Origin of the sequence: Streptomyces sp. NPDC093111 (genome assembly GCF_040683955.1) — a bacterium.
GTDB lineage: Bacteria > Actinomycetota > Actinomycetes > Streptomycetales > Streptomycetaceae > Streptomyces.
The window spans coordinates 290,335-305,960 of the sequence record NZ_JBFBNW010000002.1 but is presented as its reverse complement, the minus strand read 5'-3'; the positions used below and the strand labels follow the sequence as shown (position 1 = coordinate 305,960).

The following is a 15,626-nucleotide window of genomic DNA, read 5'->3' as shown; positions in this document are numbered from 1 at the left end:
GGGGCCTTACGCGACTCCGGTCAGCGCGCGACGAGCTCCACGCCCAGCCAGGCGGCGCCGAGCCCGGCGGCGATGCTCCCGAGGACGTTGGCCACCGCGTAGAAGCGGGCGCCCGACTCGTACAGCTTCAGCGTCTCGAAGGAGAAGGTCGAGTACGTCGTGAGCGCCCCGCACAGGCCCGCGCCGAGGAGCAGCCCCAGGCGGGCGGACGCGACGCCGGTGAGGAGGCCGAGGACGAAGGAGCCGACCACGTTGACGATGAAGGTGCCCCAGGGGAAGACCGAGTCGTGGCGGGCCTGGACGGCGCGGTCGGTGAGGTAGCGCAGGGGGGCGCCGACCGTGGCGCCCAGGACGACGAGCAGCCAGTTCACCCGGGCGGCTCCTGCGATGCCGAGGGACGGGACCCGCCGCCCGCGTAGTGGACGACCTCGCAGGCCTCCAGGAGGACCAGGTCGTCCGAAACCAGCTCCTCCAGCCGCGGCAGGAAGGCCCGTACCCGCTCCTCGGTGTCCACGATCAGGACCGCGACCGGCAGGTCGTCGCCGAGCGAGAGGAGCCGGGTGGTGTGGACGAGGGAGGCGGCGCCGAAGCCCTCGATGCCGCGGAAGACGGAGGCGCCCGCGAGACCGGCCGCGTGGGCGCGGTGCACGATCTCGGTGTAGAGCGGCCGGTGGTGCCAGGTGTCGCGTTCGCCGACGAGGACGGTCAGGCGCAGGGCGGGGCCCGCGAGCCGGGTCATCGCTGCCTCCTTGCCGGTACGGCCCGGGCCGCCGTGACGCCCGCCCACACCGCGGCGAGCGCGGTCAGCGCGGTCAGCGCCATGTACAGCAGCCCGCGCACGGTGTCCCCGGCGGCGAGCAGCCGCTGGGTGTCGACGGAATAGGTGGAGAAGGTGGTGAAGCCGCCGCAGATCCCGGTGCCGAGGAAGGGGCGCAGGAGCGGGTGCGGCGGGGTGAGGGTCTCGGTGGCGAACACCATGATCACGCCGAGCAGCGCGCAGCCGGCCGCGTTGACGGTGAGGATCGTCCAGGGGAAGGCACCGGCCGGGGTGGGCCAGGCGAGCGTCGCCGCGTACCGGGCGCAGGCACCGATCGCGCCGCCCGCGGCGACCACGCCGACGACCGGAAGCTGCGCGCGGAATCCCATGGAACCAGGTTAGGCGCTCGGGGCGCACGGACCCGCGCGCGGGCGCGTCCGTACAGATCACCGCAGATCAGCGCTGATCACCACAGCTCACCGCAGCTCACAGCGGGTACGCGGGGTGAGCTGAGAAGCGAGGCGCACAGGCACGGTCCCCGGCCTGGGGCATTAACCGGAGCCCGGCCCGTGCAGCCTCGGGAGTGATGCTCCGGGCCAGGCCGCACACGGGTCAAAGCCGGTCCGGCGAGTCTGTCAGATCCCCCCGCGGGGTATGGCGGTGGTCCGGCCACCATCCGGCGGCTCAGACGGGTGCCGGGTACACCTCGTCCTGGCGGCGCCGAACCGCGACCTTTGAGGTGCAGCTGGAGGGAGCTGCGCAACCGTCGGTCAGGAGTGTCGTGAGTACATCCGTCGCAACCAGGTTCAGGACCGTCGCCGCGCCCCGTGACGCGGCGGACGAGGACGTCTACGGCGAGTTGTGCGCCGCGCTCTTCTCCGGCTTCCCGCGCCGCGACCAGCGGATCAAGGCCGAGCAGTATCTGCGCGGTCTGCTGACCGCGCAGGGTCGCAAGTCCATCCGCAACATCGCCGCCCAGATCGGCGGGCCGGCCGCGGAGCAGAGCCTGCACCACTTCATCTCCAGCTCCACGTGGGACTGGCGCCCGATGCGGGCCGAGCTGGCCCGGTACCTGCAGCAGAACAACGGGCCGCAGGCGTGGGTGGTGCGCCCCATGCCGATACCGAAGGCCGGCGACCACTCGGTCGGTGTCGACCGCCGCTTCGATCCGGAGCGCGGCCAGGTCTTCCGCGGACAGCAGGCCTTCGGGGTGTGGTTCGCCTCCGAGGAGCTGAGCGTCCCCGTCAACTGGCGTCTCTTCCTGCCGGACCCCTGGGTCAAGGACCGCACGCGGCGCGACCGTGCGGAGGTACCCGAGGGTGCGGCGGAGGAGACGCTGGAGGAGTGCGCCGTCAACGCGGCGCTCGACACCGCCCGCTGGCCGGAGGTGACCCGCAAGCCGCTGCTGCTCGACATCCGCGGCGGCGCGGGCCGGGCGGCCCTGCACCGGCTCGCCGTCGCCGGCGTGCCGGTGGTGGCCCGGATCGGCACCGGCTGCCGGCTGACCGTCGCGGACCGCTCGCTGCCCGGCTTCGGCGCGGGCCCGCTGACGGCCCAGCAGATCCTGGAGTCCCTCAAGGGGCTGCGGCGCCCGGTGAGCTGGGTGGACTCGGCGGCCGGGGTGCGCACCTCGCGGACCTCGCTCGCCACGGCGGTACGGGTCACCCTGCCCGTACCGGCCGGGGAGCGGCAGCGTCCGCTGCTGCTGCTCGGCGAGTGGGACGACCCGCGGCGGGCCCCGGCCCGGCTGTGGATCACGGACCTGACCGGTTCGGCGGTCGGCCCGCTGCTGCGGCTGACGAAGCTGTCGCGGCGGGTGGAGCGGGACTTCCGCGCGGTCGGCGAGGGCGCGGGCCTGCGGGACTTCGTGGGCCGCTCGTTCCGCGGCTGGCACCGCCACATCACCCTCGCCTCCGCCGCCCACGCGGCGACCGTCCTCGCCCCCGGCTGGAACACGGCGGCGGCACCGACGGCGTACGGGCAGGTGCAGGGCCGCTCGGCGGGCTGACGGCACGGGGCCCGGGCGGACCGCCCGGGCCTTGAGGGCCGGTGGTCACCCGCCTCCCGGACGGGGGGGCGGGCCTCCGGCCTCACGGCCCCGGCCTCACGCCTCCGGCTTCATGCCCCCGCTTCACGCCCCCGGCCTCACGCCCCCGGTCGCTCGCAGGACGGGGGTGTGCCGCGTACGTCGCGGAGGTCGGCGCGCTGGCGGGCCAGGACGTCGCGGGTGCGCTGGAGGCGCAGCGCCAGCTGGACCTCCAGGACGTGGCCGGGCTTCTGCCACTCCGCGCCGAGGAGTTCGCCGATCCGCTCCAGGCGGCGCGAGACGGTGTTGGGGTGCACGTGCAGCGCCTCGGCCGCGTTGGTGGGGCTGCCGCCGGAGGCGAAGTACGCCTCCAGGGTGCGGGTCAGATCGGTGAACCGTTCGGCGTCGTAGTCGAGCACGGGCCCGATCGCCGACTCGATGAACCCGTCCACGTCGTGGTCGTCCGAGAGCAGCAGCCCGAGGAACCCCAGGTCCTGCACGGACGCCGCCGCGCCCGAACCCCCCAGCGCGCCCATCGCGTCCAGGCAGCGCATGGCCTCCAGATAGAGCCGGCTCACGCTGTCCGGGCTCCAGCCGGGACCGGCCGCGCCCACCGAGACGGGGTGACCGAGCAGCGGGGAGAGCTCGCCCGAGACGGCCTTCGCGGCGGCCGAGGCGTCCACGCCGGGCAGCAGCAGCACGATCGCGCCGCCGTGCACGGTCTTCAGACCGGACATGCGGTACGCGTACGAGGAGGCCCACACGACCGCCCGGCCCTGCTCGCCGCCCTCCGGACGGGCCACCACGACGACGTGCGGCTTGCGCAGGTCGAGGCCGAGGCGGCGGGCCCGCTGGGCGATCTGCTGCGGGGCGTGCTGCGGCTCGGACAGCAGGTCGTCGAGGAGCTCGTCACGGACGGGGCCCTCGGCGACGGCGGTGGAGCGCTGCATCAGGAGCAGGAACGCGACCGACTGGGCCGCGAGTTCGAGCAGGCGCTCGTCCTCGCCGGTGAGCGGGGTCGCGGCGCGGACGACGAGGACGCCCAGGTCCTCGGAGCCAGCGAGGACCGGCGCGACCCAGGTCTGGTCGCCGGCGCCGTCGAGGTGGCCGCGGTCCCCCGGCGCACCCGGCCGCCCCGGTTCGCCCGCGGTGAGGACGGGGCGGCGGCCCGCGTGGGCGTCGAGCGAGGCCTTGGCGACGGCGTCCTCGTCGAGGCCGGGCAGCTCCCCGGCCTGGGCGAGGGTGCGGCCACCCGGGTCGCGGACGAGGACGGCCCCGTCGAGGGCGTCGCCGGCGGCGGTGGCGACGTTGCGCAGGTCGCCGCCGGCCAGGATCAGGTTCATGATCCGGCTGTGCGCCTCGCCGATGTAGCGCATGCGGGTGAGCCGGGTGCGGGCGCGGGAGCTGTCCCGTTCGAGCTCGGTGACCTCGGCCCTGGTCTGGTCGAGGAGCCCGGACTTCTCGGTGGCGACGGCGGCCAGGTCGGCGAGCGCGGCGACCAGGGCGATCTCGTCGGCGGTGTACCTGCGGGTGCTGCGGTCGGCGCCGTAGAGCACGCCGAGGGTGCTGTCGCCGGTGCGCAGCGGCACGGCGAGGACGCCCCGCAGGCCCTCGGCCCGTACGAGTTCGTCTATGGCGGCGGAGTGCGCGAACCGCGCGTCGGCGAGGTAGTCCTCGGTCCAGGCGGGCTCGCCGAGCGCCTGCACCAGGCCGCCGAGGCCGTCGCCCTCGAAGAGGGTGGGGCAGCCGGCCGGGTCGAGTGCGGTGAGGGCGCCTTCGGCGCTGTGCAGGAGGCGCCCGCCGTGCGGGCCACGCAGAGTGACGCAGGCCAGGTCGAGGCCGAGGACGCGCTTGGCGCGGCGGGTGACGACCCGCAGCAGGCCGTCCAGGTCGTACGGAAGGGTCAGGTCCCGCGTGGTGTCGAGGAGGGCGGCGAGCCCTTCCTCGCGCTGCTCGCGGCGGGCGAGGGAGCAGCTGACGCCGGTGGCGAGATGAACGGCCCTTTCCAGGGCACCCAGTTCGCTCTCCGGGAGGCCCGCCACCCTTGCCTGGTCGAGGAGTTCGGCGAACCGGCCCGGTGGGGCCTGTCGGGCCAGCAGCTCCAGCACGGTGAGCGCGTCGGCGCCCCCGCCCCCGTCCGTGCTGTCGTAGGACATGCCTCAACTCCCTCCGCTGGCCGAAAATAATTCGGTCGTCGACGTCGGTCAACGGTGAGATCGACCACTTCATTCCCCTTTGGGTCCGACCGCACGTCACAGGCCCGCCGGACACCTGTCGGACATCTGCCCGACTCCTTCGGAGAGGCGCCGGACACCCGTCGGCCCCTTCCGGAGGACCGTCAGACCAGACTCGCCGCCAGACCCGCCATGCCGGCCACGGCCGGTTCGGGCCGCAGCCACAGACCGCTCGCCTGGGTCGGGATGCGGGGCAGCCCGGCGTCCCGCACGGTCAGCACCGAGCGGTGCAGGCGGCGGAGGCGTGCCGAGGGCTCCCGGCCGCCGTCGCGCTGGAGGCCGACGCAGAGCCTGCGGAAGGCTTCCAGGGCGTCGTCGGCGCGCCCGGAGCGCAGCAGGGCGACCATGAACTGGCCGTGCAGCGACTCGTTGACGGGGTGCCGGGCGGCGAGGACGGCGAGCTCGGGGACCATCTCGACGTGCCGGCCGAGCCCGAGCTGCGCCTCGACCCACTGGTCGAGCACGCTGAGCCGGGAGGCTTCGAGCCGTTCGGTCTCCGCGCGGAGCCGGGGGCCCGCGTCGACGCCCGCGTACGGCTCGCCGCGCCACAGGGCGAGGGCCTCGCCGAGGCGGAGCGCGGCGCGCGGGAGGTCGCCGGCCTCCATGGCGCGGTATCCGGCGCCCGCCGCGCGCTCGAACTGCCAGACGTCGTGGGAGCCGCCGCCGGTGTCGAGGCGGTAGCCGCCGGACTGGGCGGCGAGGACGGTCTCGGCGGTGCGCCCGTCGACGTCCTCCTCGACCGCCCGGCCGCCGACGGCGGTCGGGCCCTCGGTGAGCGCTGCGGCGATGAGCCCCCGCAGCCCGAGGACGTGCGAGTGGAGCTCGACCCGGGCGCCTCGCGGCGCGCCGGACGGCCACACCTCCTCCATGAGGACGGTGACGGGAACGACCTGATCGGCACTGGCGGCGAGCAGGGCGAGCAGTTGTCGTGGCGCGGCGGCGGTCGGGGTGATCGACACCCCGTTCTCGCGTACCGACAGCCCTCCCAGGATCCGGACGTCCACTTTGCCCCCTCAGCGTCTGTGCACGGGATGACCCTCGATGATTAGAAAAGAGACCGCGATGCATGTCAATAAGAAACCGGACGGTACGGAATCGCCGACTCCTCGATGAGGTGTTTTCATCCCTTTCGTCCGCATCTACCCTCATCGACTCTGCGCGAACGGGCAACGAAACGTACCCGCGAATCCAGATACTGGACCCACGGGTATGATTTGGGGATCGTTTTCAGGCAGTCGTGCAGGTGTCATCCGGCCAGCATCCCAAAGAAACCGCCACGGCGGTTTGATTTAACCTGCTGAAGGCTCCCCTAGGAGCGCTCGTCCGGCACTCCGAGTGCCCGCGCGCCCCTGCCGGGCTCCAGATCGAGCATGGTCAGCACGGAGGGGACGACGATGCTGGGAAGCAGGTGGTGGTAGAGCGCCGAGGCCCAGCGCTCCATCGACGAGCGGTGTCCTTCGAGCGCGTGCGACATCAGATTCAGCCCCGCGTAGGAGCCGACGACCAGCGGGGCGACCTCCTCGGGATCGGCGTGCGGAAGCAGCTCGCCGCCCTCCTTCGCCGCGTTGAGCAGCCGCAGGTTGATCTCGGTCCACTCCCGGTAGGGACCGCTCCGGTTGAGCTCGTGGCCGCCCTGGTCGAGGGTGAGCCGCACACTGCCGCTCAGCACGCGGTCGCAGGTCAGCCGGTGTGCGAACACCATGCCGACGTCGACGAACTCCTGCACCTTGGAGATCTGCGGCGGCGCCGTGGGCACGACCGACACCTGGGCGTCGATCACCGCGTGCGCGAGGTCTTCCTTGGAGTCGAAGTGGAAGTAGAGCGCACCCTTGGTCACCTGGGCGAGCTGAAGGATGTCGGAGAGCTTGGCTGCCTCGTAGCCCCGCTCGTCGAAGACGGCGGCGGCCGCTTCCAGGATCGCCTGACGGGTGCGGATCGCCCGATCCTGCTTCGCCATGGCAGTCACGTCCCTCTCATCGCCCGAACCGGCATCCCGGTGGCCCGAGAAAACAAACCTGGGGGTACCAATTTTCCGGCAGCAGGAAGATACCCGAAGCCTTGTTCGCAGTGAACCCAACCATCTCACGTATCGGACGGAAACCGCTCCGACCTGCGGGAACGCCGCCCAGCGCAGGACACAGAACGTCAGGTCCCCCCAACCTCCTCACCGTTCGCCGCCCCTGACTCCCCCTCACCGTCACTCAGGGCAACGAAAAAACAGACCTTTCGGTCCGTGAAGGGCTCCCCTACGCCGGCCTCAGCCGATGACGGCGGACCAGGTGAGCGCCCCGAAGGCCCCGAGCACGAGCAGCGTGCGCACCCGATGGAACCCGTTCCAGCGCTGTTCGAAGGCCGCCCGCACCTCACCCGCCGGCGCGCCGCCCGACTCGGAGGCCGCCAGGGCGGAGTTGAGCGGGACGTTGCCGCCGACGGTGACCAGGTGATTGGCCACCGCGCACACGACCCCGGCCAGGACCAGCCACTTCTGGGCGTCGGTCCGCCCGTCGACGGGCACGAACAGGGCGGCCGCGGGAAAGACCACCACGCCCAGGAAGACGAGGAGGAACACCGGCCGCGGCACGTACTCGTTGATCCGCCGCATCGCCGTGACGAACTCCTCGTCGGGGAGCCGGGCGAGGGCGGGCATGACGCCGGTCTGGAAGATCAGCATGAATCCGGCGTAGAGCCCGGTGGAGACGACGGCGAGCGCGAGCAACAGGGCGGCCATGCACTCATGATGACGGATCAACTCCCTTACACCCTGCCGAATGTGACGCCCGAGCAGTCGGAAGGGAGCAGACGAGGGAGTTGCGGATGACCCTCAATGCGGCAACGGCGCCTGAGGCACACCGCAGTGGCAGGGACTCGCCACCTTTGTCAACAGGGGTTGTCACCGTACGCAGTCACGTGCGTACATGGAGTGGCACACCGAACGGGCGGGGGTGGTCAGCGGTGACAGAGACTGCGGGCTCCGTGATGCTCGCCCGCTCGGCGATGGGCCGGGCCGGCCCCGAGCTCCAACGCCCTCCCGGGCGCCCCGTCCGCGGCACCCGACGGGTCAGCGCGGCCCTCGCGGGTCTGGCCGCCTCGGCGCGGCACGAGCTGCTGACCTTCGACGACCCGGCCGCCTCCGCCTCGCGTGCGATCCCCGAGCCGTTCCTGGAACTAGCGGGAGCGTGCATGCGCGCGGCGGCCGAACGGGCCGGCGAGGTCCGGCGGATCGTCCCCCGGCACGCCCTCCCCCAACTCGCGGGCACCTTACGGATGCCCGGCCGGGCCAGGGTCACCGACGCGATCCCCTTCAAGATGATCGTCGTCGACCGCACCGTCGCCGCCATCCCCCTGGACCTGGAGCTCCACTACAACGGCCTCCTCCTGATCCGCGACCCCGTCGTCGTCCAGGCCCTGGTCCGCGCCCACCACACCTCCTGGGACACCGGCCAGGACCTCCACGGCCTCACCGTCCCCACCCACGACCTCCTCCCCCAACTCCGCCCCGTCCTCGAAGCCCTCCTCTCCGGCCTCACCGACGAAGCCGCCGCCACCCGCCTCGGCATGTCCCCCCGCACGTACAGCCGCCGCGTCGGCGAACTGATGGCGGCACTAGGCACGACGAGCCGCTTCCGCGCGGGGGCGGAAGCGGCTCGGAGGGGGTGGGTGTGACGGTGCCGACTCACGGACCAGCCGAGCGGCACCTCGCGTGTTGCGTCATCCCATCCTGGGCCTCGCCAATTCTTGCTGGATCAGGTCGACTTGATGACGGACTCGCCGATTGATCCGCGGCTGACCGCTAGTGTAACCAGCCAGAATAAGCAGGGGGAAGTCTCGCCCACCCTTAGTCTTCACCACGGGCATTTCCGCCTCAAGAACCCCATTTCCGCCCACGTATTCTACCGTTACGGATGCAACCGAGCTCCAGGGCAAACGCTTCCATTTCAGGATGCCGCGATATCGAATTCCTACACCATCGACCCGGACCCCCGCGAAGGGAGCCGCGACTGCCACCCATATACCTACAACCAAGGTGCCGATTACCGTGAGCTCGTTTCCACGGAACTCTCCAAGCAACAGTCCCGAAGCCCCGATTGAGAGAGACGCCAACCCTGCAGCAAAGGCCGCCCAATTCCACGTACCAAGCAGCATTTACAATCCCTTCCTGGGGCTCGGCAAACCTTCAGCCGAGCCCCAGAGCAGATGAGGAATTACACTACCCCATTACCGATTAAAGAAGTTAGCGGTCGCATTGACGATGTTCGGAGCCGAAGTCGCCACTGTATAGAGAGGATGATATGCCTCGCCGCCCCGCCAGGCGGGCCACTTACCCCCGCCCCTCTGATAGAAGCTGGGAGCACGTGCGGGTTCCCGGAGGCCAGAGAGCTTGCCAAACTTCGCGAACCTCAGGGCGCTACTGGCGCCGAAGGTCGCCGCAGTAAGGACACCATCGTAGGTGTTTTCGCGCCATGTGGCCTTCCACCCACCCCCCTCGGCCGCGCGCTGCTGGGCCCGAATCCCGTACGCCGCAGCCTGGAGTCCGGCGCAGGCGGCCCAGCCTACGGCAGGAACAAAGCATGTTACGGTCGCGACCACACTGGCCACGAGCCCACGGTTGTCCCAGACCCACTCCGCTGCGGACTCCATATTACCGAGGGTGTTGTCGATCTGATCAGCTGCAAAGCTGGCGGCCTTATCCCAGAAGCCCCTTTCCGCCTCACGTGTCTGAGCTTCGCTCGCGGCCCGCCGCTTCGCGGCCCGCTCATCCGCAGCTCGTCGCTGAGCCTCCACCTTCTTCTGGTCGTAGTGGTAGACCTTGTAGTGCCGCGGGTTCGAGCGGTACGCCTTGTAGCGCTTCTTCGACTCCGGGTCCGACTTCGGCTTGATGTCGAAGTCGCCCTTGCCGTAGTCGTAGTGGATCGACATGCCACGGTCGTCCGCCCAGCGCTCGTCGTTGTACGACGCGCCGCCGGCCGGGCCGTCGGGGCGGAGGCCCGTCGGGTCGGACTTGGTGACCGGGGAGTTGTGGGCGTAGCTGTAGGCGTTCATCTGGCCCGGGTCCTGGGTGTCCATGATCGGGTCGACCGAGATGAACTTGCCCAGTGAGGCGTCGTACTCGCGGGCGCCGATCGTGGTCAGGCCCGTCTGGGGGTTGATCGTGCCGCCGACGAAGCCCTTCTCGCCCGGCCAGGTGCCGGTCGCCGTGCCCCGGCTGTTGCCGTAGGGGTCCTGGCGGCGGCGGGTGAAGGCGCCGGTCATGGCCGCGATGGCCACGAGCCCGGTGCCCTGCTGGTCAGCGCCCAGGAAGTACAGCTCGTTGGTGTCCTGGCGCACGGCGATCGACTGGCCCGAGAAGCTGTAGTAGCGGGTGGCCTCGACGGCGGTGCCGCCGGTCGCCAGCTTCAGCTCCATGCCGGGGAGGTAGACCGTGGTGCCCGAGGCGTCGGTGCGTACGATCCGGTTGCCGTCGGCGTCGTACACGTTCGACGTGACCTTGTTGTCGGCCTCCGTGGTCGTCGCCAGCTTGCCCTCGGAGTTCCACTCCAGCTTCTGGGTGTCCGTACCGAAGGTCCGGCTGTCGGTGTTGCCGCTCGCGTCGTAGTGGTACGTGGACGTGCGGTCGCCGGCCGCCGAGGTCTCGTCGACCTTGGTGACGGCGTGCGGGCCGGCGCCGTTCTCACCGTAGGTGAAGGTGCGGGTGACGTCCTTCGTGGCGTCGAGACCCGTGTCGTGGGTGACGTCCTGCGTCCGGTTGCCGATGGAATCCGTGGTGTAGGACTTCCAGTAGGCGGCCGGGCCGCCGAGCGGGCTGGTGCCAGGAGCCGCGGCGCAGGCGGTCGGGGACGTGGCGTCCTGCGTGCTGCCGATGGTGCCGGATCCGGTCGCCGCCTCGGGGGTGGCCGCCGGGGTCCACGCCTCCGAGAGGCGCTTGCCGGTGTCGTAGGCGAAGCACTGCACGTCCGGGGTCGCGTCCGCCGCGTCGGCGATGGACAGGACGTTGCCGGACTGGTCGTAGGAGTAGGACGACTTCTTCGCCGGACCGGTGACACCCTCGACGTCCACGGTCGAGGTGAGCAGCCGGTCGGTGCCCTTCTCGTAGTTGAAGGACTGCTGCACCTGGCGTCCGCTGCCCGAGGCCATGATCAGGCCCCGGAGCTGGCCGGTGCCGCTGTAAAGGGTGTCGTTGACGTAGGTCGACGCCGTGCCCTTCATGGTCTCGGGGCGCTGCAGTTCGTCGTAGGTGTAGGAGAACGTCTCGACGGGCAGCTTGCCCGCCGCCGGCATACCGGAGCTGTTGACGGTGCCGTCGAGCGCGTAACCCGTGGTGAACGAGTACGCACCCTGGAGCTTGGCGTCCACGCCCGCGGAGACGTAGTAGTCGGTGCGCTGCGGGCGGTAGAGCGCGTCACGGCTCACGATGTTGCTGGAGTACGTCTCGACGCCTCCGACGTACCGGATGGAGGACCACGGGTAGCCGCGGTATCCGGACCGGTCGTACCGGGTCTCGGTCAGCTTCGGGTCGGTGAGGGCCTCGCCGTCCCACGTGCCGGTCTCGCGGCCGAGGGCGTCGTAGGTGATGGAGATCTTCTGCTTCCGGGCGTTGATCGTCCACTTGGGCCGGTCGAGCTCGTCGTACGCGGTCGTCGTGTCGCCCGCGTCGGGGTCCGATACCGAGGTCTTGCGGCCCAGCTGGTCATACCCGTAGCGCCACACGTTGTTCTTGGAGTTGGTGACCGTCTCCAACTGGCCGCGCTTGTTGTACGTGTACTTGATGCTGTCGTACTGCGTGCCGGGACCGGCCGGCTGCGGGCTCTCGGTGCGGTAGTGACGGACCTCCGTCACCCGCCCCTCGGGATCGGAGATCGTCGTGGTGGGGACACCGCCGGCCGGCGGGTCGACGTGGACCCGGCTGCCGTCGTACACGGTGCTCGTGCGCCACTGCTCGACGCCCGCGATGAGCGAGATCTCCTCGGTGGTCCGGCCGAGGCCGTCGTACTCGTAGGCGGTCTGCGCGCCGACCTGTCCATTGAGCACGGTCATGAGCTCGTCGGTGGGCACGCCCGCCGCGTTGTAGGTGGCGTTGGTCTTCTTCTGCTTGCCGGTGCCGTCGTAGAAGACGTCACTGACGAGCCGCGTGCCGCCGCCTCCCGGTGCCTGGGTCTGCCGCAGGCGCAGCAGGCTGTCGTAGAGCTGGTAGGAGGCCGCGTACGATCCGTCCTTCTTGATCGTCTCGGTCTTGACCACGGACGGCTTGTCGCGGCGGACGTCGTAGGAGTACTTGGTGTTCGGCGTGGAGGTCTTCGCCCGGTTGGGGAGCCACACCGAGGTCAGCCTGCCGAGCGGATCGTACGCCAGGTCCGTGCGCTTGTTGTTGGCGTCGAGGCTGCCGGTCGCCACGCCCCAGGCCGGGGAGTAGTCGGTGGTGGTGACGTGGGTCAGCGCGTTGGTGACCTTGGTCTTGGACAGCAGACCGTTGACGTCCGTGTACTCGGTCGTCGTCTCGTTCTGGAGGCCGTCCTTCACCGACGTCGGACGGCCGTACGCGTCGTACGTGGTGGTGCTGGTGGGGTCGTAGTCGGGGGTGGTCCCGTCGTGGGCCACCAGACGCTCGTTCAGCGTGATGTCACCAGCGGCGTTGTACGTCGCCTTGGTGTCGCTGAGCACCTGCGTCTTGCGGTCCGGCGTGGCGCCGCAGAGGACGCTGACGGTCTCCTTGCGGGAGACCTGGTCGTAGACGTTCTTCGCCGCGACATCGGCGTACTCGATGCTGGTGCACTTGTCGTCGCCGGGCGTGGAGACGTCGCCGTGGTCCTCCGTGCTCTTCAGCCGGGTGCCCGGAACCGTGTCGTCGTAGTTCGAGACCGACTTGGTGGCGCTCCAGGTATTGTCGTGCTGGAGGTTGTACTCGCGCTTCGCCTGCGGCCGGACGACTGTGGCCTTGGTGATGCCCCAGGTCCGCTTCTGCGTCGCCGTCTCCACGAACGACGGCTCGGTGATGGTCTTGGAGACCACCTTGCCGCCGGTGACCGTGTCGTACGCCTGCTGCTCGATCTCGAAGCCGGTGAACTCCTTGGAGCCGGTGTACTCGACGCCCGTCGAGTCCTTCACCTTCTCCGTGCGGGTGGCCGTGCCGGTGCCGGGCAGCTTGTCGCCGTCGAGACCCTGCAGGTACGTGTAGTCGATGCGGGAGGAACGGGTCTGGCCGTTGCCGCCGGTGACGCTGACCTTTCCGTAACCCTGCCACTGGCTCCAGGTCAGGTACTTCGGGTCGGCGATGCCGTTGGGCTCGCCGTACCGCCAGCCCGCGTCGCCCTGGTAGTCGTAGCGGGTGACGAGGTCTTCGCTCTTGCCCGTACGGTCGGTGTCCGTGACCTGCTGGACGACGTACTTGTGGAACCAGTCCGTCTTCGGGTTCGCCTCGCCCGGCGGCGTCCAGACGACCGGGTAGCACCGCTTGGTCGAGGAACCGGGCTGGGGCAGGCTAGCGGCCGTGCACTCGCGGGGAGCGTACGTGATGTCGAGCTGCGCGCCGGTCTCACTCATGACCGTGGTCAGCCGGTAGCGGTAGAACGGATCGGTGTTGTCGGTGTCGCTGTCGACCCGGTTCATGAGGGCCTCACCGCCGAATTCGACGGTCTGCTTGGGGGTGGTGCCCCCGTAGCGGCCCTCGTGGTCGATCTTGGAGAGCCACAGGGACTTCGTGGCGTCACCGTTGTCGGTGAACAGGTGCGTGAGCGTCCACGCGTCCACGTCGTCGTACTCGCCCGCGGTCCCGCTCTTGCTCACCTGGGTGGTGATGCCGACGAGCCGCTTCGTCGTCCAGAACGTCTGGGAGCTCTGGCTCAGCGTGCACTTGGTGTTGGCCGCGCAGTTGCGGTCGACCGGGGTGTCCGGCCACTTGGCCGAGTTGGCCATGGTGAACTTCGCCGGAGCACAGTCGAAGGAGGCATCGGCGATGCAGCGCTCGGCGGTGGTGAAGACGACGCGCGCCGGGGCCTTGGTCGTGTAGACGGCGTTGTCGCGCTGACCGTAGTCGATGCGCTTGACGTAGCCGGCGCGGTGGTACGCGGTGCCGTTGACGTCCGTCTTGGCGTTCAGCGCGTAGTAGTTCGTCTCGGGCGTGTAGTAGTACGCCCGCACGTTGCCGTGCCGGTCCTTGACGTAGTCCAGGTTCCAGCGCCATGCCTGCTTGCAGTACGCGCTGGCGAAGGTCGCGTTGTAGCAGGGCTCGCCGGAGTCGTCGCCGAAGACGGGAGCGGTCCAGGTGGAGGCGGTCTCCTCCTTGCCCGTGGTCCAGCCGGGGAGCCGGTTGAGGCCGAAGAAGTACTCCGTGCCGTCCGTGGTGGTGATCTTCCAGTGCTCACCGTCGTTGTCGCCGTTGCCGGTGACGTACGCGGCGTTGGTGAGCTGCTCGATCTTGGCGCCGTTGTCCGACGCGAAGCGCCACTTGCCGTCCGCGTCGCCCTTGAGGAGCGTGGAGGACTGGCCGTTGAGCATCACCGTGGCGTTGTCGAACGCCCAGCACTGCTCGGTCGATCCGGCGTGGCCGTCCTCCGAACAGGGCTTGTAGGAGCGCTCGATGTAGTCCGGCTCGTAGCTGAAGCCCTCGCCGATCCAGGAGCCCTGGTTGTTGGTGGCGCCGGTGCGGCCGTCGGCGGACTGGGACGAGTAGCCCAGCTCGACCTTGGGCGCGATGTCACCCGGCGTCGGCACCGTCCGCAGGGGGTAGTTCCAGGAGAACCCGCCCGCGGAGTTGGACACCGACCAGCTCGCGGAGGGCGCGAGCGAGGTGGCGGTGTAGTTGCCCTTCGCCGAGGACGGCGAGGACGTCAGCGCGTAGACGACCGCGGGGGCGTTCGCCGCGGTCGCCGTGACGTCGGAGCTGACGGTGCGGGCCGACGGGTCGTTGACGGACGCGAGGGTCTTGGGAACGACCGCGCAGTCCTTGCTGCCGGGCGCCTTCGTCACGACACAGCCGGGCAGCTGGACCAGGGTGAGGCGCTCGCCGTAGGCACCGCCGGCACCGTCGGCGAACGCCGAGTAGTCCAGCGAGACGTGCACCGGGGACGCTGTGGTCCCGGCGTCCGCGCGCTCGACGGTGAACAGCGCGGCGCCGCCCCAGCGGGCCGCCTTCTCGTGTCCGAGCGAGCTGATCTTCACCTTGGCCGGGGTGGCTCCGGCGGTGCGGCTCTTCGCGTGGGCCGGTGCGACGGTGACGGGAAGCCCGCCCACTCGCGTCTTCGCCGCGGTGGCCGGTGTGCCGGCCGCCCTGGCCGTGCGCGCGGCGGGAGCCGCAGCCGCGGGCAGGGCGACCTCTGCGCTGCCGGCCGCCGGCCAGGTCACCTTGCCCAGGCTGCGGACGGCGGCCTTCTTGGCGCCGTCCGCGGGGCGCGGCTTGGCCTTGCCCGCGTCCTTGCCGTCGACGGGGTCGGGGTTCTTCGAGAACCCGGGAAGGCCGGGAGGCGCCGGTTCGAGCGGGGTCACCGCCTGGGCGTTGCCTCCGGATACGGCCAGGGTCAGGACGATGGCCGCGCCGGCCAACAGGCTTTTAGGCATGCGCGCGTGCAGCAATCTGCCGCGTTTGGGCATGACGAACTCCGATGCAGGGTCGAAAGGA

At 70.5% G+C, this 15,626-nt stretch carries 10 protein-coding genes; 2 read left to right on the top strand and 8 right to left on the bottom strand.

Annotated elements, in window-relative coordinates:
- Window positions 1–20: 20 nt before the first annotated feature.
- From crcB (AB0Q96_RS03805) to crcB (AB0Q96_RS03795), 3 genes are read right to left on the bottom strand one after another with little or no spacing between them, the layout of a single operon-like run.
- Window positions 21–371 carry a fluoride efflux transporter CrcB gene (gene crcB, locus AB0Q96_RS03805; protein ID WP_365321406.1) on the bottom strand — a complete coding sequence of 117 codons (351 nt, stop codon included), beginning with the start codon at window positions 369–371 and terminating at the stop codon, window positions 21–23.
- Entirely contained in the window at window positions 368–739 is a 372-nt protein-coding gene (locus tag AB0Q96_RS03800; RefSeq protein ID WP_365321405.1) for a DUF190 domain-containing protein, read from the bottom strand. The genes crcB (AB0Q96_RS03805) and AB0Q96_RS03800 overlap by 4 nt, the downstream gene beginning before the upstream one ends.
- Window positions 736–1,146, bottom strand: coding sequence for a fluoride efflux transporter CrcB (gene crcB, locus AB0Q96_RS03795; RefSeq protein ID WP_365321404.1), 411 nt, complete (start codon window positions 1,144–1,146; stop codon window positions 736–738). Before crcB (AB0Q96_RS03795) ends, AB0Q96_RS03800 begins: the two co-directional genes overlap by 4 nt.
- A 392-nt stretch (window positions 1,147–1,538) precedes the next feature.
- Here crcB (AB0Q96_RS03795) and AB0Q96_RS03790 point away from each other — a divergent pair, with 392 nt between their 5' ends.
- Window positions 1,539–2,765 carry a transposase gene (locus tag AB0Q96_RS03790; protein ID WP_365321403.1) on the top strand — a complete coding sequence of 409 codons (1,227 nt, stop codon included), beginning with the start codon at window positions 1,539–1,541 and terminating at the stop codon, window positions 2,763–2,765.
- A gap of 137 nt (window positions 2,766–2,902) precedes the next feature.
- Here the strand turns inward: AB0Q96_RS03790 and AB0Q96_RS03785 are convergent, their stop codons facing one another.
- From AB0Q96_RS03785 to AB0Q96_RS03770, 4 genes are all read right to left on the bottom strand, one after another.
- Window positions 2,903–4,939 (bottom strand): helix-turn-helix domain-containing protein, encoded by a 2,037-nt coding sequence (locus tag AB0Q96_RS03785; protein WP_365321402.1) that lies wholly within the window; start codon window positions 4,937–4,939, stop codon window positions 2,903–2,905.
- A 182-nt stretch (window positions 4,940–5,121) separates the two neighbouring features.
- Window positions 5,122–6,021, bottom strand: coding sequence for an AfsR/SARP family transcriptional regulator (locus tag AB0Q96_RS03780; protein WP_365321401.1), 900 nt, complete (start codon window positions 6,019–6,021; stop codon window positions 5,122–5,124).
- Between the two features lie 305 nt (window positions 6,022–6,326).
- Window positions 6,327–6,974 (bottom strand): ScbR family autoregulator-binding transcription factor, encoded by a 648-nt coding sequence (locus AB0Q96_RS03775; protein ID WP_365321400.1) that lies wholly within the window; start codon window positions 6,972–6,974, stop codon window positions 6,327–6,329.
- 300 nt (window positions 6,975–7,274) lie between these two features.
- Entirely contained in the window at window positions 7,275–7,745 is a 471-nt protein-coding gene (locus AB0Q96_RS03770; RefSeq protein WP_365321399.1) for an anthrone oxygenase family protein, read from the bottom strand.
- A gap of 224 nt (window positions 7,746–7,969) precedes the next feature.
- On the opposite strand from AB0Q96_RS03770, the gene AB0Q96_RS03765 reads away from it, so the two are divergent.
- Window positions 7,970–8,680: a DNA-binding response regulator gene (locus AB0Q96_RS03765; protein ID WP_365321398.1), complete on the top strand. Its 711-nt coding sequence runs from the start codon at window positions 7,970–7,972 to the stop codon at window positions 8,678–8,680.
- A 552-nt stretch (window positions 8,681–9,232) separates the two neighbouring features.
- Here the strand turns inward: AB0Q96_RS03765 and AB0Q96_RS03760 are convergent.
- Window positions 9,233–15,565: an RHS repeat-associated core domain-containing protein gene (locus AB0Q96_RS03760; protein ID WP_365321397.1), complete on the bottom strand. Its 6,333-nt coding sequence runs from the start codon at window positions 15,563–15,565 to the stop codon at window positions 9,233–9,235.
- Window positions 15,566–15,626: the final 61 nt, after the last annotated feature.